General features: G+C 54.3%; 19 protein-coding genes. 15 read left to right on the forward strand and 4 right to left on the reverse strand.

The genetic code is table 11. The features are described from left to right. The first annotated feature begins 17 nt into the window (after positions 1–17). A complete protein-coding gene (locus CIK78_RS07355; protein ID WP_096278653.1) occupies positions 18–1,616 on the forward strand; it encodes a sigma 54-interacting transcriptional regulator in 1,599 nt (532 codons plus the stop codon). 28 nt (positions 1,617–1,644) lie between these two features. On the opposite strand, the gene msrA is transcribed toward CIK78_RS07355, so the two are convergent. Next, positions 1,645–2,265, reverse strand: coding sequence for a peptide-methionine (S)-S-oxide reductase MsrA (msrA, locus tag CIK78_RS07360; RefSeq protein ID WP_096278655.1), 621 nt, complete (start codon positions 2,263–2,265; stop codon positions 1,645–1,647). Positions 2,266–2,578: 313 nt separating this feature from the next. On the opposite strand from msrA, the gene CIK78_RS07365 reads away from it, so the two are divergent. The 9 genes from CIK78_RS07365 to CIK78_RS07405 all read left to right on the forward strand — a co-directional run bounded on the left by CIK78_RS07365 (position 2,579) and on the right by CIK78_RS07405 (position 13,950). Beyond that, complete coding sequence (locus CIK78_RS07365) at positions 2,579–4,237, forward strand: GMC family oxidoreductase N-terminal domain-containing protein (RefSeq protein WP_096278657.1); 1,659 nt, start codon at positions 2,579–2,581, stop codon at positions 4,235–4,237. A gap of 223 nt (positions 4,238–4,460) precedes the next feature. Beyond that, positions 4,461–4,664 (forward strand): cold-shock protein, encoded by a 204-nt coding sequence (locus CIK78_RS07370; protein WP_008958127.1) that lies wholly within the window; start codon positions 4,461–4,463, stop codon positions 4,662–4,664. A 242-nt stretch (positions 4,665–4,906) separates the two neighbouring features. Further along, complete coding sequence (locus CIK78_RS07375) at positions 4,907–6,676, forward strand: SLC13 family permease (RefSeq protein WP_096278659.1); 1,770 nt, start codon at positions 4,907–4,909, stop codon at positions 6,674–6,676. Between the two features lie 102 nt (positions 6,677–6,778). Next, the gene (locus tag CIK78_RS07380) at positions 6,779–7,444 is read left to right on the forward strand and encodes an alpha/beta fold hydrolase (RefSeq protein ID WP_096278661.1); all 666 of its coding nucleotides are present in this window, start codon (positions 6,779–6,781) and stop codon (positions 7,442–7,444) included. A gap of 56 nt (positions 7,445–7,500) precedes the next feature. Further along, positions 7,501–8,181 (forward strand): hypothetical protein, encoded by a 681-nt coding sequence (locus CIK78_RS07385; RefSeq protein ID WP_096278663.1) that lies wholly within the window; start codon positions 7,501–7,503, stop codon positions 8,179–8,181. Next, positions 8,178–9,668, forward strand: a complete 1,491-nt coding sequence (locus CIK78_RS07390) for a proton-conducting transporter membrane subunit (RefSeq protein ID WP_096278665.1) — start codon at positions 8,178–8,180, stop codon at positions 9,666–9,668. Before CIK78_RS07385 ends, CIK78_RS07390 begins: the two co-directional genes overlap by 4 nt. Next, complete coding sequence (locus CIK78_RS07395) at positions 9,665–11,170, forward strand: proton-conducting transporter membrane subunit (protein WP_096278667.1); 1,506 nt, start codon at positions 9,665–9,667, stop codon at positions 11,168–11,170. The genes CIK78_RS07390 and CIK78_RS07395 overlap by 4 nt, the downstream gene beginning before the upstream one ends. Further along, a complete protein-coding gene (locus CIK78_RS07400) occupies positions 11,167–12,939 on the forward strand; it encodes a complex I subunit 5 family protein (RefSeq protein ID WP_096278669.1) in 1,773 nt (590 codons plus the stop codon). The genes CIK78_RS07395 and CIK78_RS07400 overlap by 4 nt, the downstream gene beginning before the upstream one ends. Positions 12,940–12,975: 36 nt before the next feature. Continuing rightward, complete coding sequence (locus CIK78_RS07405; RefSeq protein ID WP_096278671.1) at positions 12,976–13,950, forward strand: YihY/virulence factor BrkB family protein; 975 nt, start codon at positions 12,976–12,978, stop codon at positions 13,948–13,950. Between the two features lie 131 nt (positions 13,951–14,081). Here CIK78_RS07405 and CIK78_RS07410 read toward each other — a convergent pair whose 3' ends face one another. Continuing rightward, entirely contained in the window at positions 14,082–15,491 is a 1,410-nt protein-coding gene (locus CIK78_RS07410; protein WP_096278673.1) for a PhoH family protein, read from the reverse strand. 208 nt (positions 15,492–15,699) lie between these two features. Continuing rightward, a complete protein-coding gene (locus CIK78_RS07415) occupies positions 15,700–16,584 on the reverse strand; it encodes a LysR family transcriptional regulator (RefSeq protein WP_096278675.1) in 885 nt (294 codons plus the stop codon). A 115-nt stretch (positions 16,585–16,699) separates the two neighbouring features. Here CIK78_RS07415 and CIK78_RS07420 point away from each other — a divergent pair, with 115 nt between their 5' ends. The 5 genes from CIK78_RS07420 to CIK78_RS07440 all read left to right on the forward strand — a co-directional run bounded on the left by CIK78_RS07420 (position 16,700) and on the right by CIK78_RS07440 (position 20,943). Beyond that, positions 16,700–17,566: a cation diffusion facilitator family transporter gene (locus CIK78_RS07420; protein ID WP_096278677.1), complete on the forward strand. Its 867-nt coding sequence runs from the start codon at positions 16,700–16,702 to the stop codon at positions 17,564–17,566. Between the two features lie 102 nt (positions 17,567–17,668). Further along, positions 17,669–17,938 (forward strand): hypothetical protein, encoded by a 270-nt coding sequence (locus CIK78_RS07425; RefSeq protein WP_096278679.1) that lies wholly within the window; start codon positions 17,669–17,671, stop codon positions 17,936–17,938. Positions 17,939–18,026: 88 nt separating this feature from the next. After that, the gene (ybaK, locus tag CIK78_RS07430) at positions 18,027–18,494 is read left to right on the forward strand and encodes a Cys-tRNA(Pro) deacylase (protein ID WP_096278681.1); all 468 of its coding nucleotides are present in this window, start codon (positions 18,027–18,029) and stop codon (positions 18,492–18,494) included. Between the two features lie 89 nt (positions 18,495–18,583). Next, entirely contained in the window at positions 18,584–20,017 is a 1,434-nt protein-coding gene (dbpA, locus tag CIK78_RS07435) for an ATP-dependent RNA helicase DbpA (protein ID WP_176483437.1), read from the forward strand. 65 nt (positions 20,018–20,082) lie between these two features. Beyond that, entirely contained in the window at positions 20,083–20,943 is an 861-nt protein-coding gene (locus CIK78_RS07440) for a PA4780 family RIO1-like protein kinase (protein ID WP_096278683.1), read from the forward strand. Between the two features lie 108 nt (positions 20,944–21,051). On the opposite strand, the gene CIK78_RS07445 is transcribed toward CIK78_RS07440, so the two are convergent. After that, complete coding sequence (locus CIK78_RS07445) at positions 21,052–21,528, reverse strand: 6,7-dimethyl-8-ribityllumazine synthase (RefSeq protein ID WP_096278685.1); 477 nt, start codon at positions 21,526–21,528, stop codon at positions 21,052–21,054. Positions 21,529–21,607 lie beyond the last annotated feature (79 nt).

Raw genomic sequence — 21,607 nt, forward strand, 5'->3', positions numbered from 1 at the left:
TATCAGGGGGAGCTGTTATGCAACGTATCGACGAGTGCCTTTCGTTGGAAGCCGCGCTGCCGTTATTTGACTTGCACGGTACTGATGCAGTGGAGGTATTTGATATCCAGGGCCAGGTGATTGGAGTATTAACCCGCACCGATATTGAAGAGGCGCAGTGCAATAAGGCGTCAGGTCGATTGGTGGGTGAGTGTATGCGTTATCGTGTAACGGGCATTACCCCCCCTAGCGAGGCCCAAAGCGTTGATGCTTTTGGTTTTGATCAGGAGCCGTTGAGTTCTTTGTTGGATGCTTTGCACGATGGTGTCTATATCACCGATGCCAGCGGGATTACGGTCACGATCAATAAGGCTTATGAGCGTATCACCGGAATTTCTCGGGCAGAGGTGGTGGGCTTTCATATGGCCGACTTGGTGAAAGCGGGGTTTATCTCTAAATCGGCCTCGTTGGAAGTTATTCGTGAGCGTCGTCCGATTACACTGGTGCAGACTATTCATGATAGCCGGAAAATCGTGGTAACCGGCACGCCCATGTTCAAAGCCGATGGCTCGATTGCGTATGTGGTCACCAGTGTGCGTGATATTACCGAGTTGCTGTTAGCGAAACACGCTCAGGAGCAGTTAGAACAGATTCAGCGCATGCGTGAGACGTTTAAGGTGCCGGAAGTAACGGCGCTAAGTGCGTCTGGGGTGATTATCAGCCGACAAACGGAGCCTTGCTTTGAACTGGCCAGGCGAGTAGCAAAAACGTCCGCGAAGATACTTATTCGAGGCGAGACGGGCACCGGTAAAACGCTATTGGCACGCTATATTCATCAGCACAGTGATCGCGCGGATGGGCCGTTTATGGAACTTAACTGTACAGCGTTCCCTGAAGGGCTGCTGGAGGCAGAGCTGTTTGGTTATACCGCTGGTGCCTTTACCGGAGCGGCACCAAAAGGCAAGCAGGGGCTGCTGGATGTTGCCCATGGTGGCACGCTATTTCTGGATGAAATTGGAGACCTGTCGCTCGCGTTACAAGTGAAACTGCTCAAAGTAGTGGAGGAAAATCGCTATTTACCGGTCGGTGGAACGGCGTTTCGTCAAACCGATGTGCGCTTGATTACTGCTACTCATCAGGATTTACATGACCGGGTAAAAGAAGGCTGCTTTCGCGAGGATCTATTTTATCGCATTAGTGTGGTGCCTTTGTGGTTATCGCCTTTACGACAGCGACGCGATGAGATTATTCCACTACTTAGCTATTATTTGAGTCACTTTAATAAGCTGCATGGGCTGTGTCGGCGATGGGATCCGGAGGCCTTGGAACTACTTTCCAGCTATCCATGGCCTGGCAATATTCGTGAGCTGATTAATTTAACCGAGCGTTTAACCGTTACGGTGTTAGAAGACCTAATAACCGCTACGTCGTTGCCGAACGAGGTATTTCCCTGTGCCACGCTTTGTGTAAAGCATGTTAGTGGCGACCTCCGCCAACAGGTCATGCACTTCGAACAGCAGTTAATTCACCAAGCACTTGCTAGCCATGGCTCTACCCGCGCTGCAGCCACTGCATTGGGGGTCGACCAGTCGACTCTGGTAAAGAAGCAGCGGCGCTGGCGTCAGGCGAGCATCTGATAATAAGTGGTGTTATATGGCAAGGTTTTTAGAACTCTGGCCCACCAGCTTCTTCGCCCCACACCTCGTCTAAACGTCCATCGCGCCCACAGCTGAAGCGATAGAACTTATAGCGCACCGGGTTTTTCTGGTAATAATCCTGGTGGTACTCCTCCGCAGGCCAGAACGCCGTGGCGGGTACTATTTGGGTGGCGATATCCTTGTCAAAGCGAGCCTCCATGTCGGTTTTGGACGCTTCGGCCAGTTCTCGCTGCTCTTCATTATGATAAAAAATCGCCGAGCGGTATTGATCGCCCACGTCGCAGAACTGTCGATCCACCGCGAAGGGGTCGATATTGCGCCAGAATATGTCTAATAGCTGCGAATAGCTGATTTCTTCCGGGTCGTATTCAACTTGAACAGCTTCAGCGTGACCGGTGCCGCCCCGCGAAATATCCTCGTAGCTAGGATTCTCTAGCTCGCCGCCGATGTAGCCAGAAATGGTGGCGCTGACCCCTGGCTGCTTATCGTAAGGTGGTTCCATACACCAAAAACAGCCGCCGGCAAACGTAGCTTCAACGGTCGCCTGGGCTTGAAGTGACGGGCTGGCGAGGCCTGCAGCGGCCACTACGCAAAGTGCTAATGGACGAAAAAGGGGAAGTCGGGTCATTCAAAGCACTCCAGTGGCGGTAGTGATACGGTTCGAGCTTAAGCCTATTAATGGCTTGGGGCTTAGCTTGCTGACAGCGGCATTAAACTAACGCCTAGGCTCCCTTGGCTAACTCAGTAGGCTAGTCTCTAGTTATACGTTTATCAGCAGCCTTTTCAAAACACGTTTTTTATTAAAGGTAGGCCCATGACAACAACAATCCAATCAATTAATGCGCTTTTTAGCCACAACGCCCAGGTGGCAAAGGTTGGCACGCACGCGAGTACAGCGCTAGTGATGGTGAAGTAGCGCCTTAACGTTACCGGAGTCCGTGATGCCAGAACTAGCTAATAACCACTATGATTATATTGTTATCGGCGCAGGCACCGCCGGGTGCCTGCTGGCCAATCGTTTGAGCGCAAACCCCAAACATCGCGTGCTGCTGATAGAAGCGGGAGGGCGGGATAACTACTACTGGATTCATATTCCCGTAGGGTATCTCTACTGCATCAATAACCCGCGTACCGATTGGCTGTTTCGCACCGAGCCCGACAAAGGGCTCAACGGCCGTTCATTGATTTATCCACGCGGCAAAACCCTGGGCGGCTGTTCCAGCATCAATGGGATGATTTACATGCGCGGCCAGGCGCGAGACTACGACCACTGGGCTGAGGTGGCGGGAGACGATGCTTGGCGTTGGGAAAACTGCTTGCCCGATTTTATCAAACACGAAGACCACTATCGATTAGATGTGGGCGGCGATGGCGACGCTAAACATCGCCACTTTCATGGGCATGGCGGCGAATGGCGGGTCGAAAAGCAGCGCCTGAAATGGCCCGTGTTAGACGATTTTGCCGAAGCTGCCGTGCAGGCGGGTATCCCGCGCACCGACGATTTTAACCGCGGTTCAAACGAGGGCGTGGCCTACTTCGACGTCAATCAGCGCTCGGGCTTTCGGTGGAATACCGCTAAAGCATTTTTACGCCCGGCACTTAAGCGCGATAACTTAACGCTATGGCATTCCACGCAGGTTAATCGGCTGTGCTTTAACGAAGAGGGAGGTATGCCGCGGTGTTCGGGCGTTGAAGTTGAGCGCAATGGCAGTGCCCAGCGAGCGACAGTGAGTGGGGAAGTGGTGCTATGTGCCGGTGCCATTGGTACGCCGCACTTGCTGCAGCTTTCCGGCGTGGGGCCTGCCGAGCTGTTACGCAAACACGGCGTTACCTTGGTACATGAGCTGCCGGGCGTCGGCGAGAATCTGCAGGACCACCTGCAGATTCGCTCAGTCTATAAAATTACCAATGGCAAAACATTAAACGCCATGGCCAGTACGCTATGGGGAAAGGCCGGTATCGGGCTTGAATATTTACTCAAACGTTCTGGGCCTATGAGCATGGCGCCTTCGCAGCTGGGGGCATTTACTCGTAGCTCGCCAGAGCACGCGCACCCCAATATTCAATACCATGTGCAGCCGCTGAGCCTTGAGGCTTTTGGCCAACCACTGCACGCATACCCAGCCATTACCGCAAGCGTGTGTAATTTGAACCCCACCAGCCGAGGGACAGTGCGTCTAAAAAGCAGTGACCCGCATCAAGCGCCGGCCATTTCGCCTAACTATCTGAGTACGCCTGAAGACCGTAAGGTGGCAGCGGACTCACTGCGCGTCACTCGGCATATTGCCGAGCAGCCTGCTTTTAACAAATATGCGCCTGAAGAAGTGAAGCCGGGCGCTGAGTATCAAAGTGATGATGAGCTTGCCCGGTTGGCGGGCGATATAGGAACGACCATTTTTCACCCCGTTGGTACTGCGCGCATGGGTCGCAAAGACGATGTTATGGCGGTGGTGGATGCCCGGCTTAGAGTGCGCGGTATCAACGGTTTGCGAGTCGCTGATGCCAGCATCATGCCCACCATTACCAGTGGCAATACGAACTCTCCAACCTTAATGATTGCCGAGAAGGCTGCCGATTGGATCTTAGCGCCACATAGCTGAAATTCAGCGAAAGTCCAGGAATTTAGGGGCTTTTAGCTAGGTATTATAGTAGTGTTGACGGGTGCATGGGTTAGGCGCAAAATACGCTCAGTTGGTTAGCAAGTCGAACGTTGTCAGCAGTATAGAAACGCCTCAAGCGTTAATTCTGGTGAAAGTTTCTTGTTCTACCCACTGTAATTCGGGTATTTCCCGGTTTTGATTAGCTACATCGAGGATTTCGATCATGGCAACTGGTACCGTTAAGTGGTTCAACGACACTAAAGGCTTCGGCTTCATTTCTCCTGACGACAATGGCGACGACCTGTTCGCACATTTCTCTGAAATTCAGTCTGAAGGTTTCAAATCTCTGCAGGACGGCCAGAAGGTTTCCTTCGACGTCACTCAGGGTAAAAAAGGCCTTCAGGCTTCTAACATCAAAGTTGTTTAAGTTAATTCTTAAACCATGAGATGTTAACAATTAGCGCTTAGCGTTGATTGATCGTAAAGCCCCGCCAAGCGCGGGGCTTTTTGTTGCCCGTCATTTAGAGAGTGCTCTAAGCCGCGATATTGATGCCACTATGGCTACTCTTATATTCTTTTTTGTTCTTTAAGTGTTTCTAAAAATAACTTTTTAGAATATGCGGTTGGCGTCACAATAGCCCATGCTTGTGGATTAAGAATGGGGTGGGTATGTCGCTGGATGCATGGATTGCGGTAGCAGTGGTGGTTACGATCTTTCCGCTCATGGCTTTTTCACGCCTCGGGCCCGACATTATTTTGCTGGGTGCGGTTATCGTGCTGATGACGCTGGGAGTCATTGATCCTCAGCAGGCGTTAGGCGGCTTTTCCAATAGCGGTTTATTCACCGTCGCGTTTATGTACGTGCTGGTGGCTAGCATTCGTGAAACCGGTGGGATTGATCTCATTATTCGCTATGTGTTGGGGCGCCCTGCGAGCGAAAGAGGCGCCCTGACGCGCCTGCTGTTACCCGTGGCGATGCTCAGTGGTTTTGTCAATAATACCCCGGTAGTGGCTACCTATATCCCCGCGGTGATGAGCTGGAGCCGGCGGCTGCGTTTATCTCCACAGCGGCTGCTCATGCCGCTCAGCTTTGCTTCTATCCTGGGTGGCACCATTACCCTGTTCGGCACCAGTACTAACTTGGTCGTGCATGGACTGTTACTTGACCGTTATCCCGAGCGCGGCATGGGCCTTTTAGATCTCGCTTGGGTCGGGATTCCCGTGGCCATAGCGGGCCTAGTCTATCTGATTGCACTAGGGCCTCGGCTGCTACCGGCGCGTTCCGGGGTGGCCAGTGCGTTTGCCAATCCGCGTGAGTTCACGATTGAAATGGAGGTAGACCCAGCTGGTGTACTGGTCGACCGTAGCGTTGAGGAAGCCGGGCTGCGCCATCTACAGGAGCTGTTCCTGGTGGAGATTGAGCGTGCAGGCAATATTGTCACCGTTGTCGGGCCTGGGGAGCAGCTTAAAGGTGGCGACCGTCTAGTGTTTGCCGGAACCAGCGATGCAGCGGTAGAGCTCCAGCAAATCCGTGGCCTCATTCCTTCTCGAGACGACACTTCCAGTTTAGAGAAAGAGTTTAAAGAGCGCCGTTTGGTCGAGGCCGTTGTGTCTGACCAGTGCCAGTTTATTGGCCAGCGTATTCGCGATGGACGGTTTAGAACGCTGTATGGCGCAGCGGTGCTGGCGATATGCCGTGGCGGTGAGCGGGTAAAAGGGAATTTAGGTCAAGTGCGCTTGCAGTCAGCGGATGTGCTGCTGTTAGAAGCACGCCCACCGTTTATTGAACGTCATCGTCAGTCCAGAGACTTCTTGCTGATAAGCGAGCTTAATGGGTCAGCACGGCCGATCCATGAAAAGGCGCCGCTTGCGTGGGGGATCTTGCTGGGTGCCGTGGTGCTTGCAGCGCTGGGCGTGCTTAGCATGCTCAATGCCGCCATGTTAGGGGCTGCGCTAGTGCTACTCACCGGCTGTTGTTCGGTGGGGGCGGCTAAGCGAGGCCTTGATACCCAGGTGCTGCTAACTATTGCCGCCTCGTTTGGCGTGGGGGCCGCGCTACAAAGCTCCGGTGCGGCGGAAGTGATTGCCGGTGGTTTGCTGGCGCTAGTGGCGGGTAATCCTCTACTCTTGCTGATAGGGACCTACTGTGTCGTAGCGCTTCTCACAGAGCTAGTCACTAACAACGCTGCGGCAGTGATTATTTTCCCGGTCGTGATGAGCGCTGCAGAAAGTTTAGGCGTTAGTCCGATGCCTTACGTCGTGGCCGTTATGTTTGCTGCCTCGGCCAGCTTCTTAACGCCTATCGGCTATCAAACGAACTTGATGGTGTATGGCCCTGGCGGCTATCGGGTGAGTGACTTTCTGCGCTTAGGCAGTGGTTTAAATGTGTTAACCGGTGCGATAGCGCTGGTGTTGATTCCTCAGGTATGGCCTTTTTAAAATAGCTTTTGGCGGTGTCTTGGCTCCTTTAGGCGCGCCACTACTCGCGGTTAGCACTGGTTTGCGCTAGGGTTGCTTTTTTTGCACAAGGAATGAGAGTCGATGACTGATCCTGGCGAACTGATTATTGAGCCGAAAAACGGTCAACCTGCCGATGCGTGTGTCTTTATTATTCACGGTTTAGGTGCTGACGGGCACGATTTTGAGCCGCTAGTGCCCGCGTTAGCACTGCATAAAAACTCGCAGGTTCGTTTTATCATGCCCCATGCGCCGCGCCTGGCCGTGACGATTAATGGCGGCATGGTGATGCCCGCGTGGTATGACATTCTCGCCATGGATTTGGGGCGTCGGGTGGATAAAAGCCAGCTCAAAAAATCGGCTGAGCGATTACAGGGGCTGATGCAAGAGCAAATTGATCAAGGAATCGATAGTCGGCGCATTATTGTGGCGGGTTTTTCGCAAGGCGGCGCCGTTGCCTATGAAGCCGCGCTCACTTTTCCCGCGCCCTTGGGCGGCTTGTTAGCGATGTCGACCTATTTTGCCACTGCCGACAATATCGTTCTGAGCGATGCAAATCGACAAATGCCTATTGAAGTACAGCACGGTAACTTTGATCCTATCGTGCCCGAAAGCCTGGGGCGCAGCGGCGTAGACCGCCTGAAAGAGATGGGTTACACGGTCAATTACCGCCAGTACCCAATGGCCCACGCGCTCTGTCCACAGCAGGTTAATGACATCGGCAAATGGCTGGGCACACGTCTAAGCTAGCATTCGCCTAAACTCAGCGCCTATTCGTGCCCGATGCAAGGACGTAGCGAAAACGAATGATAGCTTCCATTGATGTGGTAGAAGTAGCGCTAGCGCTGTGCCTTACGGGGACGGCGCTGGTGTGCTTGTTTGATCGCCATCTTCTGCGCGCCTGCCGCTTCTTTGTGGCTTTTGCTATCGCTATGGCATTGGCATGGTGGCAACTAGGTGCCATTTGGTTAGCAAGCGCAGAGCTACTGCTAGGAGCAGTGCTGACAGGGCTCTGCTGTTTTTATGCTCTTGGCCACGTTGGGTCTAGCGGCTCATCTGTTTTAGCGCACGATCATTTTAGCGAGCCGTGGACACGAATTGCCATGCGAGTGGTGTTAGCGCTGGTTTGGTTTGTCATGGTCGCTGTGGCGATTGGCTATGTACTAACCGATATGCAGCACTCGCCTGCTGAACATCCGCTTTTGTTGGCTGGGGTGGTGATTGCTGCCAGCGCCATGGCCTCCTTTGCACTACACCGTCATCTGTTAAGACGTTTGCTGGCGTTTAACCTACTCGGTTCTGGCGTATTTATGTTGCTTGCCGGCGTGGCGGGTACTACTCCGACTGCCCAGGTTTTAATCAGCGTGGGTCTGCTAGTGGCGGCGCTTGGGTCGATGCTCGGTGTCTTGCTGATAAGACAGCTTTTACATTTGCAAGGCGTTAATGCCTTGGACCACGACAGCGGGCCCAAAGAGAGTGCGACATGATCTGGCGCTTTGGTCTCTTCGATAGCACCTTTACGCCGCTTGCCACAACCCACTGGGCGCTGTTGACGGTGCTTTGCCTACCGCTGCTAATGGGGCTGTTGGCGGCATTATTCCCCCCTAAGCGAGCATGGCCCGTGCTACTTGCCAGCGCGCCGATAGTGGCGGCTGGTTTAATGCTGCTGTTCGCCTTTAACGATGCGGGGCTACTGCGCTGGCAGTGGGCGGTGGCGGATATCCAACTGTCGCTGCGTTTGAACGGGCTCAGCGTACTGCTGCTATTAACGACCCAGTGGATTGGCGTTGCCGCAGCGCTATATACGCCGGGCTATTTGCGCTTAAGCGACCCCGGCCCGATGGCACGCTGGCTTTGGCCGCTGATGGGGACGTTGATAAGCGCGCTTTCATTAATGTGGCTAGCCACTGATCTACTCACCCTCTATGTTGCGTTGGAGCTGATGGGCTTGGCGGCGGTCGGCATGCTGCTGCTATCGGGGAAAGCGGCTGCCCTTAAGGCGGGGATGCGCTATTTGCTGCTAGCGCTGGTGGGGTCATTGACTTATCTGCTGGGCGTTGCTTTGATTCTAGGTCACTGGGGCCGGTTAGATTTACAGGGTTTAGCCGAGATAATCGAGCCCGGCCCCGTGGCATGGTTCGCGGCGGCGCTAGTGGGCGCGGGACTTGCGTTGAAAGCTGCGCTGTTTCCGCTGCATGCCTGGCTGTCGCCTGTCCACGAAAATGCCTGGACGCCGGTGAGCGCACTGCATGCCGGGCTGGTGATCAAGGCTTCGCTTTTTATGCTGGTGCTGCTATGGAGCATTTTACTGCCAGATGCTTTCTATGCACCGCGTGTTATTGCCTGGCTAGGCATGCTGGCGATTGTATGGGGTGGCCTATTAGCATGGCGAACCGACTCACTGAAAACGTTGGTCGCCTCATCAACCGTCGCGCAGCTGGGTTATTTGATGGTTATTTTCCCGCTGCTACTGGGAGCAGACGTTGCCCCGCTGCCACGCGCCTTGGCGTGGGAAGGCTTTTGGTTACAGCTAATGGGGCACGCTTTTGCTAAGGCTGCGATGTTTATGGCTGCCGGAAACCTGATTCTGGCGACCGGTGAAAGTACCTTAAAAGGCCTTGCAGGCACTAGCCGGCGTTTGCCGCTTTCGCTGTTAGTGTTTGGCATTGCTTCCATCACGTTAATGGGCCTGCCACCCAGCGCTGGTTTTACCGCAAAATGGCTGCTCTTTGAGGCCATGATTATCACGCAGCAGTGGTGGGCGGTGGCGGCACTGCTTGTCGGTACGTTACTAACTGCAGCCTATATATTCCGCATGTTTCGCTATTCGTTTGACGAGTCGGCACCTCGCCAGCGTTACCAGCCTCTTGCGCCGGGGATGGACTTAATCGCCCTGACGCTGGCGCTAGCCGCTTTCGCACTGGGGCTTTTCGCGCATTATCCATTGGGATTGATGCATGGAGGTGGCGTATGACTGCTGAGTGGCTACCCATCACCGCGTTGGCTATCGCGCTGTTAGTCACCGGGATTATTTTTGTGCTGCCGGAAGAGTCCCATCGTCTACGCACCACGATTAATCTGCTGGCGGCGGTCACCAATATTGTTCTGGTCACCTTGATGGTCAGGCGAGTAGCCGCTGGGTATGAAGATATTTTCAGCTTCCAGGTTGTCGGCGGTGTTGATTTCGTATTGCGCACGGATGCGCTTGGGGTGATGTTCGCCGGGTTATCGTCACTGCTTTGGCTGTGTACGACGATTTACGCGATTGGTTACTTGGAAGGGTCTGCCAACAGGAAGCGCTTTTTTGGCTTTTTTAGCCTCTGCGTGGCCAGCACCATCGGCATTGCGCTGGCTGATAACTTGTTTACCTTTTTGATTTTCTACGAAATGTTGACGCTCTCCACGTACCCGCTAGTGGTGCACCGGGGTACGGAGCAAGCGCTCAACGCGGGCCGCATTTATTTGCGCTATACCCTCACGGCTGGCGTGGTGCTGCTCCTGGGCGCGGTGCTGCTTTATAGCCTGACGGGGGACCAGTCGTTTTCTTCCGAAGCAGGCTTGGGCGATTATTTAAACGATAACCGTGGCTTGCTAACGCTAATATTTGCGCTGCTGGTGGGCGGGTTTGCGGTTAAGGCTGCTATGGTGCCGCTGCACGGCTGGCTACCAAGAGCAATGGTTGCGCCAGCGCCGGTGAGTGCGCTGCTGCACGCCGTCGCAGTCGTGAAGGCTGGCGCGTTTGGCATCTTGCGAGTGGTTTATGATCTTTATGGCATTGAGCTTAGCGTGGAGCTTGGTGTCATTACCGCGCTGGCGGTGGCGGCGTCTATTACGATTATTTATGGGTCGTTGAGAGCCATCGCGCAAGAGGAGCTGAAACCACGCTTGGCGTTTTCTACCATCAGCCAAGTTTCCTACGTTATTCTCGGCATCGGCTTATTTGGGCCTTTCGGCACTATTGGCGCGTTAGCGCACTTGCTGCACCAGGGTTTAATGAAGGTCACGTTATTCTTCTGTGCGGGTAACTATGCAGAAGAGCTGGGGATTCACCGCATTGACGAGATGGACGGTGCCGGTAAGCGCATGCCGTTAACCAGTATTGCATTCACGATCGGCGCGCTAGGCATGATCGGCCTCCCGCCCTTTGCTGGTTTTATTACCAAATGGTACCTCGGTATCGGCGCGATCCAGGCTGAAATGTACTGGGTGGTGGCCGTGTTGGTGATCAGCAGCACGCTCAACGCGATGTATTTTTTACCGATTGTGCATCGCCTGTGGTTCCGTTTAGGGCCTTCTCATGGCAAAGGCAGTTGGCCCGACGAACAGCGTTTAGGCCGCTTTGAAACCCATGGCTGGTTGCTTTTACCGATGGTGTTTACCGCGCTGGTGAGCCTCGCTGCTGGTTTGTTGGCAGGCTTGCCGTTTAGTCCGCTGGACTGGGCAACCCGCGTCGCAAACGGGGAGTACTTGCTATGATGACGCTGCTGCTGGCGCTGTCACTGCTATGGCCGCTGTGCGTCGCCGGGTGTTCAGCTTGGCACGCCTATCGCACGCCAAGCTCACGGCGCGACTATTTTTCCCTGCTGTGGGTGAGCGCTGCTTGGCCTGCCTTACTGTTAGCGTACGGTGGCGAAGCGCAGTGGACTATCGATGCCTGGATGCTGGGCGGGGAGTGGGCGTTAAACTCGCTAAGCAGACCATGGCTGGCGTTTACCGCGCTGCTGTGGAGTTTAGCAGCCGTGCACGCGCGAGGTTACTTTGCGGCGGAGCATAAGCAGGCTCAGGCAGGCGATCAAGATGTTCAGCGCCGCCTGCAACGTTTGTCACTGCTGTGGCCAATGACCTTATTAGGCAACGTGTTATTGGTTGTCGCCCAGGATATTGCCAGCTTCTATTTAGGCTTTGCGCTGATGACGTTTGCCGCTTATGCCCTCGTAGTGCATACCGGTACACAAGAGGCTCGGCTGGGCGCGCGGGTATATTTAATACTGGCCGTGGTCGGCGAGGGCCTTATTTTAGCCGGCTTTTTGTGGGCCGCCGGTGAGGCCGACACGCTAACGCTGCAAGGTGTGCGTGAGGGTATTTTGATCGCAGAGCAGGGCGCATGGATGGCCGCCTTGCTGTGCTTAGGCTTCGGGGTAAAAGCCGGCGTTATCGGATTGCACGTATGGCTGCCGTTGGCGCATCCGGTAGCGCCCGCACCGGCCAGTGCGGTGCTCAGCGGGGTGATGATTAAAGCAGGCCTGCTCGGCTGGATAAGCGTGCTGCCGCTGGGTCATGACGAGGTACCTGGTGCCTTAGCCCAGTTTGGCCACGTTATGCTGATAGCCGGGTTGGCAGCCGCCTTTGCCGCTGCGCTTTACGGTGTATTTCAGCGCCATCCAAAAGCCGTGCTAGCGTATTCAAGTATTAGTCAAATGGGCATGATGACCGCGCTGGTGGCAATGGGGCTAGTGGCGCCGGATGTTTGGCCACTGCTGTGGCCGGGCTTGGTGCTGTTTGCCGCTCATCACGCGCTGGCCAAAGGTAGTCTATTTATGGGCACCAGTATTAGTGAGCACCTGCCACGCTGGCCGTTGCCTCTGGTGTGGGCGTTGATGGCGCTGCCGGGCATATCGCTGGCTGGTGCTATTGGCGCAGGTATGATCAGCAAATGGGGCGTCAAAAGCCCGCTTTATGAGATGCATCATGAATCGTTAATTAAGCTGCTGAGTTGGGCCGCCGTTGGCACCGCGGCGCTAGTCAGTGTTGCGCTTTGGCGCCAGTGGCAGCAGCGCGAGCAAGGCGGCAGCAATCCGTGGCAGTGGGGTGCTTGGCTTGCAGGCATTATGGCGGCGCTCGTAACGCCGCTGTGGTTACCGCTACCTGCGGGCAGTATTGAAATGGCGCCTCTTAAAGAGTGGCTGGGGATTATATGGCCATTTCCGGCAGGTGTTGTGCTCGCTGTATTGGGCTGGCTATTAACCCGCCCCTTTAAGGGTAAATCGCCCCCCGCAGGTGATCTATGGTGGCTGTATGCCTTTATAGCCAACGCTGCGCTAGTGCCTATACGTTTGATAGGCCACGCCTGTGGCAAGATTAAAGCGGCCAGCGTGGCGGCCGCGCAAAGTATGGAAAAGAGATTCATGGTTTATTTATCACGCGGATTGGCCGGGGAGAGCTGGTTGCGGCATCATTCTAGTGGTTTGATGATGGTGCTTGCCGCAGTGCTTGCGGCGCTACTTATGTGGGAAGGCCAAGGATGATGAGAATGCCGCAACCGTGTTGGGCTTTGACGCGCTATGAGTAATCTTGAGCGTGGCCGGCATGCCGAGGTGCCGGGCGAGATTCCCGCTCGTGGCTGGCATGATATTGTCTGGCGAGTAGTGCGCGCCGCGCGGCGGGACCGCATTACTATGCTGGCGGCCGGTGTCGCTTTTTACGCATTGCTCGCATTGTTTCCCACTATTGCCGCGGTTATTTCGCTCTGGGGGCTGCTGTTTGACCCCTATGAGGCGGGCCAGCAGCTGTACGAAATTAGCCGTTTTATGCCACCCGATGCGGCCAAGTTAATTGATCAGCAGGCCCAAAAGGTAGTGGAAAGTGCTGAATCAAGTAACGTGATGGCCACGCTAGTCGGTCTATTGATTGCCATGTTTGTTGCCTCAAAAAGCGTGGCGGTATTAGTGATTGGATTAAACGTGGTGTATGGGGAAACGGAAAAACGCTCACTATTTCATCGCAGTACGGTGTTGGTGTCGCTGACGTTTGGTTTGATTATTATGACCTTGGTATCACTGGGTTTTATCGCCATCGTACCCATGCTGGTTGATGCGCTAGCCATTGATCCACCCCTGGATAAGCTGCTGAAATGGTTACGTTGGCCTGCGCTCTTAGTGCTAATGAGCGTGCTGATCGCGTTACTTTATCGTTTCGCACCCTATCGGCGTTCAGCGCAGTGGCGGTGGTTAAGCTATGGAACGTTACTCGCCACTTTTATGTGGCTATTAGGTTCTGGCGGGCTTTCGCTGTACGTACGCTATTTCGCAACCTTTAGTGAGCTCTATGGATCACTGGGGGCCGTCATAGCGTTAATGATATGGTTTTGGCTCTCTGCCTTCGTGGTGCTGTTTGGCGCAGAAGTGAACAGTGAAATGGAGCGTCAGACTTACCGCGATACAACTGTCGGTTATCCGCGCCCTCTTGGCGAACGCGAGGCGTTTGCCGCAGATACTATTGGCAGCCCTCAGCCGTGGCGGGCATCAGACGCTGAGTAGTCGCTTAAGCCCTGTCGCTGAAGTACTTGTGTGCTCCGCTTCTTGGATCAGCTTTCCTGGTTAAACTTACTTGAATAAATCATCCCTCACCCGGTCCCCGCGTGAGGGATGATGCTTAACAATCGCTAGTCTTATAACAGCTCTTCAGCGGCAAGTGCTAAGCGAGAACGTTCAACACTTTTCAAGGTGATATGGCCGGCGTGAGGCCAGTCTCGAAAACGCTCAACGACGGCCGCCATGCCGCAGGTATTGGCGGTTAGGTAGGGGGTGTCGATCTGACCAACGTTGCCCAGGCAGACAATCTTGGTATTGCGCCCCGCCCGTGTCACCAGCGATTTTAGCTGTTTGGGGGTAAAGTTTTGCGCCTCATCAATGATTAGAAACGTGTCATTTAAGGTGCGGCCGCGCATAAAGCTTGGCGAGCGAATTTGTACGCGTGAGCCAATCAGTTGGCGAGTGGCGCCATTATCCCAGCTGGACTCTCCCTCCTCGTTGCGCAGCAGGTTATCCATGTTGTCGTGAAAAGCGCCCATCCACGGTGACATTTTCTCCTCTTCGGTACCGGGTAGAAAACCGATATCTTCCCCCATAGGGATCGGCGCGCGGGTAAATACAATGCGCTCAAATAGCTTGGCATCCAACGTTTGTTGAAAGGCGGCGGCCAGCGTCATAAACGTCTTACCGGTACCGGCGTTACCGGCCACCGTCACCAGGTCAATATCCGGGTCCATCAGCAAGTTTAAGGTGAAGTTTTGCCGGCTGTCATGTGCATGAACGCCCCACACGCCGGCATGATGGCGGTAGTTGGTCAGTAGCTGAAGGCGGGCTGTGGAGGGGCCCAGTTCGCGAACGATCGCCTCGAACTCTGCGCCATTCTCACTATCCGACACCAGCATGCCAACGTGCCAATGCCGGGGCATCACGCCATTGAGCTGATAGAACGTGTGATGACCAACGCGCTCGACGGTGACATCGACATTGAGGCCTTCCCATAGCGTGGCGCCATCTTGCCCTGCTGAGGCATAAACCTGTGCGCCTTCAATCATGGCATCGCTATCAGAGAATGCGCGGTCGTTTAGATAATCCTCAACCGGTACCTTTAGCGCGGCGGCTTTAACGCGCAGGTTGATATCTTTGGTGATCAGAATCACCGAGGCATCGGGGCGTTCATCGCGCAGGCGGCAGGTCTCCGCCAATATGCGGTTATCGGGGCTGTCATCAATGGCGTCGAGGAGTTTTAAATCGTTGTAGCATAAAAAGTGCAGGCGACCTGATTCGCCGCTAATTCGGGGGATTGGAATGCCGAGCTGAATTTCATCAAAGGTGACTTGGCTAGTAAGGTCAGAAAGCGTACGGCTAATTTGGCGGGCCGTGCGGGCGATTTCACGAATACCGTTTTTGTGCTTATCCAGTTCCTCCAGAACCGTCATCGGGATAACAACATCGTGCTCATCGAAGTGATAGAGCGCGGCAGGATCATGAATGAGGACATTAGTGTCCAGCACGTACAGCCGAGTGGCTTTCTTATCGAGTCGTACCATCGGTGGAATCACTCCTTGGTTGACGGCAACTTCGACACTGGCAGGTGCGTATTACGCCCAGATGACACTTGCCTGTGTCCCTCACATGGCGTGTCCTGGCATCTCCTTCGTTTTTTAATGGCTGAGCACTTTGTAATAGCGTGGAAGGCTTTGGCATTTTTTGCCAATTAAATTATTTCAACGCTGTGTCAGTCTGCTTGAGCAGCGGTTAAGAAAACTCGGATTGGCGCAGCGTGGCTAAAAAGTGTGCCACCTTGTTCAGCAGCGCTGCGGCCACTACGCCACGGTTATCGCTTTCTACATAGCGATAATGGTGGCTGTCTAAGACGAGATCGTGATTGAGCGTACACAAAGTGCCTGCCTCCAGGGCACTTTTGACCAGCGGATAAGGGAGTAGCGCCCAGCCGGTGGCATTAATTACAGCGTCTCGTATGACTTCAAACATGGTGAGCCCAAGATAATTGCCTGAAAACAACGCCTCGCTGATCAGTTTGTCGTCTTGTACGTGGGTTAAGCACACCTGCGTGTACTGGGCTAAGTCATCGCGATTGACGCTAGGAAGGCGGCTGAGAGGATGCTGCGGCGCGGCCACCAAACGCATCGTGACCGGGGCAAGGTTGGCCGCGTTAGCATCAATGCCTTCAGCGGTGTAAAGGCCAAAAGCGATATCTACCGTTTGGCGCTGTACAAACTGGGCATGTTCCTGGGGAGGCACCAGATATACCGATATCGCCGTTAGCGGGAACTGCTGCTTTAAATCATGCATTACTTGGCGCCAAAAGGCCTCTGGCAGGGCATCGTCACGCGCAATACCGAGCTGGCTTTCAACGCCCTGCAGATGCTGGTGGCAGTGCTTTTTGATCCTGCTGGCGCTGGTTAATAGGCGGTAGCAGTCGGGCAGTACGCTGTCTCCAACGGCGCTAAGCGTTAAGCTATTACCTGAACGCTCAAAGAGCGCCACGCCGAGGCTGTCTTCCAAGGCATTGACCGCGGCGCTCAGCGTACTTCGCTTTACTCCCGTGTGTCGGGCCGCAGCGGCAAAAGATCCATGTTCGGTAACATCAACAAAGGCCTGCACCTGTTCAGCACGCATAGTCGTCTCGTTTAAAAGTGTTAGCGCCAATAAAGCTAGCGCTGAGCGATTGGTTATTCATACAGCCTCCTTCTATTATGGCGCAAAATTTGCCCAATGTGATGGAGTTATCCGCGTGACCCCCTTTGTAGCCGAGCGCCGTGCGCTAAGATTTTCAGCCGTTTCAGCCAGCCTCTTTGCATCCACTGGCCTTGTTTTAGGGATCGCCAGTGGCTCGATAACGATTCTTTTTGACAGCGGCTATTCCTTACTAAGCCTATTGCTAGCATCGCTATCGCTCTATGCGCTTCACCAAGCGCGTAAGCCTGCTGATGATCACTACCCCTTTGGGCGGCTAACGGTTGAGCCGCTAGCGGTGCTGCTCAAAGGCATAGTGATCGCCATGGTATGTGTCGTGTCGCTTGTGTCAGCACTTTGGAGCCTATCGGCAGGAGGGCGGTTAGTGACGCTAGATTTAGCCTTAATGTTTGGCGTGGTCAACGTGACCGGCTGCTTGTTGACCTGGTGGTGGCTGGCCCGCTATGCCCGCGTGGCACGCTCGTCGCTGCTAGCCGCGGAATTGCGTCAGTGGCAGATGGATACCTGGCTAAGTGCTGCAGTGATGCTGGGCTTTGTGCTCACTTGGGGGGTAATGCAAACGCCATGGGCGAGCTACGCACGCTTTGCCGATCCGATCATGGTGCTGGTGATTGCAGGCTACTTCCTACCGATGCCAATTCGCATGGTGAAAGGCGCTCTACGTGAGCTGATGTTCGGTGTGCCGAGTAACTGCGTGCGTCGCGATGTCATGAAAGACGTTGCTGATTTTGATGTCACCGATGACGATGTGCGCTTGGCACAGGTAGGCAGTTTCTTGATGGTAGACATCCAGCTCGATAAGCAGCAGTTTCACGATGCCCAGGAAATAGTTGATAGCGTGGAGCAACGCTGCAAGCGATTAAATCTGCGCCCAATCACCAGTCTTACCCTGATTGCCGGCTAAGCGGCGTTAAAAAAGATTGACGTTATTTGTACAGCGGTGCTATTTAGCGCTACCGACAAAAAGTGTCGGGCTAATGATCGCTACGTTGAGGGTTGTAATAACATGCCATTGCGCCGCTGTTTACCCGCACTGCTGCTGACTGTTCTGGTCGCTGGCTGTGCAAGCTCTACCATTGCTCCCCGCTATACTTCCGATAACCCAGACGTGATGCGTATTGGCGGAGAGCGTCCGGCTAATCGCGATACAAGCGTTGAAAGTGCCGGTTCTTTCTGCTTGGAAACAGCCGAGCGCTGGAACGAGCACGGACGTACGCCCGATGGGCAAACCCTTTGGGCGAAAGACATCATGCGTAAAGTAGTGTCTTGTCAGTAAGCGCTGATATTTTAACTGTATAAACACTAACGCCAGCTTTGTTAAGCTGGCGTTAGTGTTTTAGTTCCTAGCAAAAAAAGAGAGCGACATGACGCCGGCGATTAATAGCGCAAAACATGCAGGGGTTGCCTTCCAAGTTCATGAGTATCATCACGATGTTGCCGCGCAATCCTATGGTTTAGAAGCCGCTGAAAAGCTGGGTGTGTCTGCCGAGCAGGTTTTTAAAACGTTAGTTGTGAAGTTGGATGGCAAGCAGCTGGCAGTCGGCATCGTGCCTGTTACGGGGCAGCTAAGCTTAAAGAAAATTGCCAAAGCGGCCGACGTTAAAAAAGCCGTCATGGCCTCGCCAGAAGAAGTAGAGCGCACCACAGGCTATGTGTTGGGCGGGGTGAGCCCGCTAGGCCAGAAAAAGCGCCTAGTCACGTTTGTGGATTCGTCAGCTGAAGCATTCGCTACTGTGTATGTCAGCGCGGGCCGACGAGGGCTTGAAATTGAACTGACGCCGAGAGACCTGGCCACCCTGAGTGAGGCCACTTTTGTATCCCTGGCAACGTGATGGCGGCGCAGATCGAGGCACTTTCTGGTATGGTGCGGTAACGTTTGTGTGCGTCGACTGCCCTCCAGAGGGCGCGCACTGTATTTATGATGGCCGCACACCTGTGGCCCAAGCAAGGTAATATCGTGTCTGACTCTTCTTTCTCCTCGTTAGCGTTGCCGAAAGCTTTGCTGAGCAACCTTGCATCTCTTGGCTACCATGAAATGTCGCCGGTGCAGGCGCAAAGCCTGCCGCCGATGCTGGCCGGGCGCGATGTGCTAGCGCAGGCGAAAACGGGTTCAGGTAAGACGGCGGCATTCGGTTTGGCGCTGCTGGCGGCGTTGAAAGTAGAAAGCTTTGCTGTGCAGGGGTTAGTGCTGTGCCCAACCCGTGAGCTCGCTGACCAAGTGGCAGAAGAGCTACGTCGGTTGGCCCGCGGTATGGCTAATGTGAAAGTGCTGACGCTTTGCGGTGGTGCGCCGTTCGGTCCCCAGCTTGGCTCTTTAGAACACGGCGCGCACATCGTGGTGGGTACGCCGGGACGCATTGATGAGCACTTGCGCAAAGGCTCGCTGACGCTGGATTCCCTTGCCATGCTGGTGCTGGATGAAGCGGATCGGATGTTGGATATGGGCTTCCAGGCAACCATCGATGACATCATTGCGGACACGCCCGCTTCGCGCCAAACGCTGCTATTTAGCGCGACGTTCCCGGACGAGCAGGCGTCCGGCGGCTTAACCGAGATGACCCGTGGCATTATGCGCGACCCGGTGACGGTGAAAATCGCCGAGGTGCACGATGCGCGCACTATTCATCAGCACTTTTATACGGTGGCAAATGAAGAGGCGCGATTTGATGCGCTTCGCCAGCTGCTGCTGACCTATCGACCCACCACCAGCGTTGTGTTTTGCAATACCAAGCGTGAGACTCAGGCAGTGGCTGAGCAGTTGACGGACGCCGGGTTTAGCGCGGTAGCTCTCAACGGTGATTTAGAGCAAAAAGACCGCGATCGCATACTGATTTTGTTTGCCAATCAAAGTGCTTCTGTCCTGGTGGCCACTGACGTGGCCGCTCGTGGCTTAGACATTGCACAGCTGGACGCCGTATTTAACTACCAAATTGCTCGTGAGCTTGATGTGCATGTGCATCGAGTTGGACGCACCGGGCGCGCCGGTGCCAGCGGCATTGCCTGCACGCTGGTGACCCCGAAAGAAAGCTACCGGCTGGAAAAGCTGGAAGTGTTACTGCAGCAACCGCTTGCCACTGAGCCACTCCCCAAACCTCAGCTGTCGGTGCCGTTTGAGCCGCTGATGGCGACGCTGCAGCTAGCTGGTGGCAAGAAAGATAAGCTTCGCCCTGGCGATATTCTGGGCGCTTTGACCAGTGAGGGTGGGCTGCGCGGTGATCAAGTGGGTAAAATTAAAGTGCTCGCCCGCAGTGCCTATGTCGCGGTTGAGCGCAATGTGATTCAACAAGCTCAGGCCAAGCTTGAGCGTGATAAATTAAAAGGGCGGGCTTTCCGCGTTCGTCGTATTCGTTATTGAGCCAATAATCACTGAACGTAGATGGCAACGATACAGAGAGTAAAGAGGAGCCGACGCAGCTAACCATGAAAATCCCTAAACGATTACAGCCGCTGGTCGATGATGGAATGATCGATGAGGTGCTGGTGCAGTTAATGAGCGGCAAAGAGGCGCAGGTTTACGTAGTGCGCTGCGGTGACGATGTGCGCTGTGCGAAAGTGTTTAAAGAGGCCAAGCAGCGTAGCTTTAAACAGGCGGTACAGTACCAAGAAGGGCGTAAAGAGCGTAACAGCCGCCGCTCAAGAGCGATGGCGAAGAAAACACGTTACGGTCAGAAAGAGCAGGAACAGGCATGGCTTAACGCGGAAGTTGACGCGCTTTATCGCCTGGCGTCAGCGGGCGTGCGCGTACCCGAGCCCCACGGCTTTGTAGACGGTGTGCTGCTGATGGAAATGATCAGCGATGCCGACGGTAACGTTGCCCCGCGCTTAGATGAAGTCACGCTGACTCCAGAGCAGGCCGAAACCTACTACGCCAAGGTTATTCAAGACGTAGTACGCATGCTGTGTGCGGGCTTAATTCATGGCGACTTGTCGGAATTTAACGTGCTAGTGGATGCCACCGGCCCGGTGATTATCGATTTGCCTCAAGCCGTTGACGCCGCCAGTAATAACAGTGCCGCTGCCATGCTTTATCGCGATGTCGATAATATGCGCAACTATTTTGGTCAGTATGCCCCCGCGCTACTGAATACCCATTATGGCAAAGAGATGTGGGCACTGTATGAATCAGGCGAGCTGCATCCCGATAGCAAGCTGACCGGCCACTTTGATTTCGATAATCACATTGCCAACGTGGATGAATTGATGGAAGTGATAGACGATGCCAAAGAGGAAGAGGCCGAGCGTCAAGAACGTATGCGTGATGACGATGATGACGAGTATTGAGCGATCATATTTACAGAGCTAAGACGTAACAGAGCTAAGACGTTGAAGTGGGCAGCCCTATAAGGCTGCCCAGCGTTTTCAGGCCAGAATGTTAATAGGCGCTGTGTCCTACGCTAGCTCATGAATTTTGCGATGATTATTGAGCGTCATCACCACTGCATCAGCTGCTTCCTTTCCTTTGGCGCGGAAGTGGGAGTGGAAAAAGTCGTAGTGGGTGGCGTGCTCATGAAAATGATGCGGCGTCAGCACAACAGAAAGAATTGGTATTTCAGTTTCCAGCTGCGCGTGCATCATGCCTTCGACTACGGCTTGAGCGACGAAGTCGTGGCGGTAGATACCCCCATCAATAACAAATCCCGCGCCTACGATGGCCGCGTAGCGCTTCGTTTTGGCTAATAGTTTTGCCTGCAGCGGAATTTCATAAGCGCCTGCGACTTGGAAGGTCTCTACTTGCTCTGCGGCAAAACCATGCTGGCTCGACAGCTGAGCAATAAATGCGTCTCGGGCTTGGCTGACAATATCGTGATGCCAGGAGGCTTCGATAAAGGCAATGCGAGGTGATGAAAAAACACGGGTCTGATTCATGGTTATCCTTTTGGATTGTTTACCAGAATCAAGGCATTAGGAATCCAACGGCACACGTCCAGGCCTATTAAAAATAGGC

The organism is Halomonas sp. JB37 (assembly GCF_002332255.1).
GTDB classification, from domain to species: Bacteria; Pseudomonadota; Gammaproteobacteria; order Pseudomonadales; family Halomonadaceae; genus Vreelandella; species Vreelandella casei.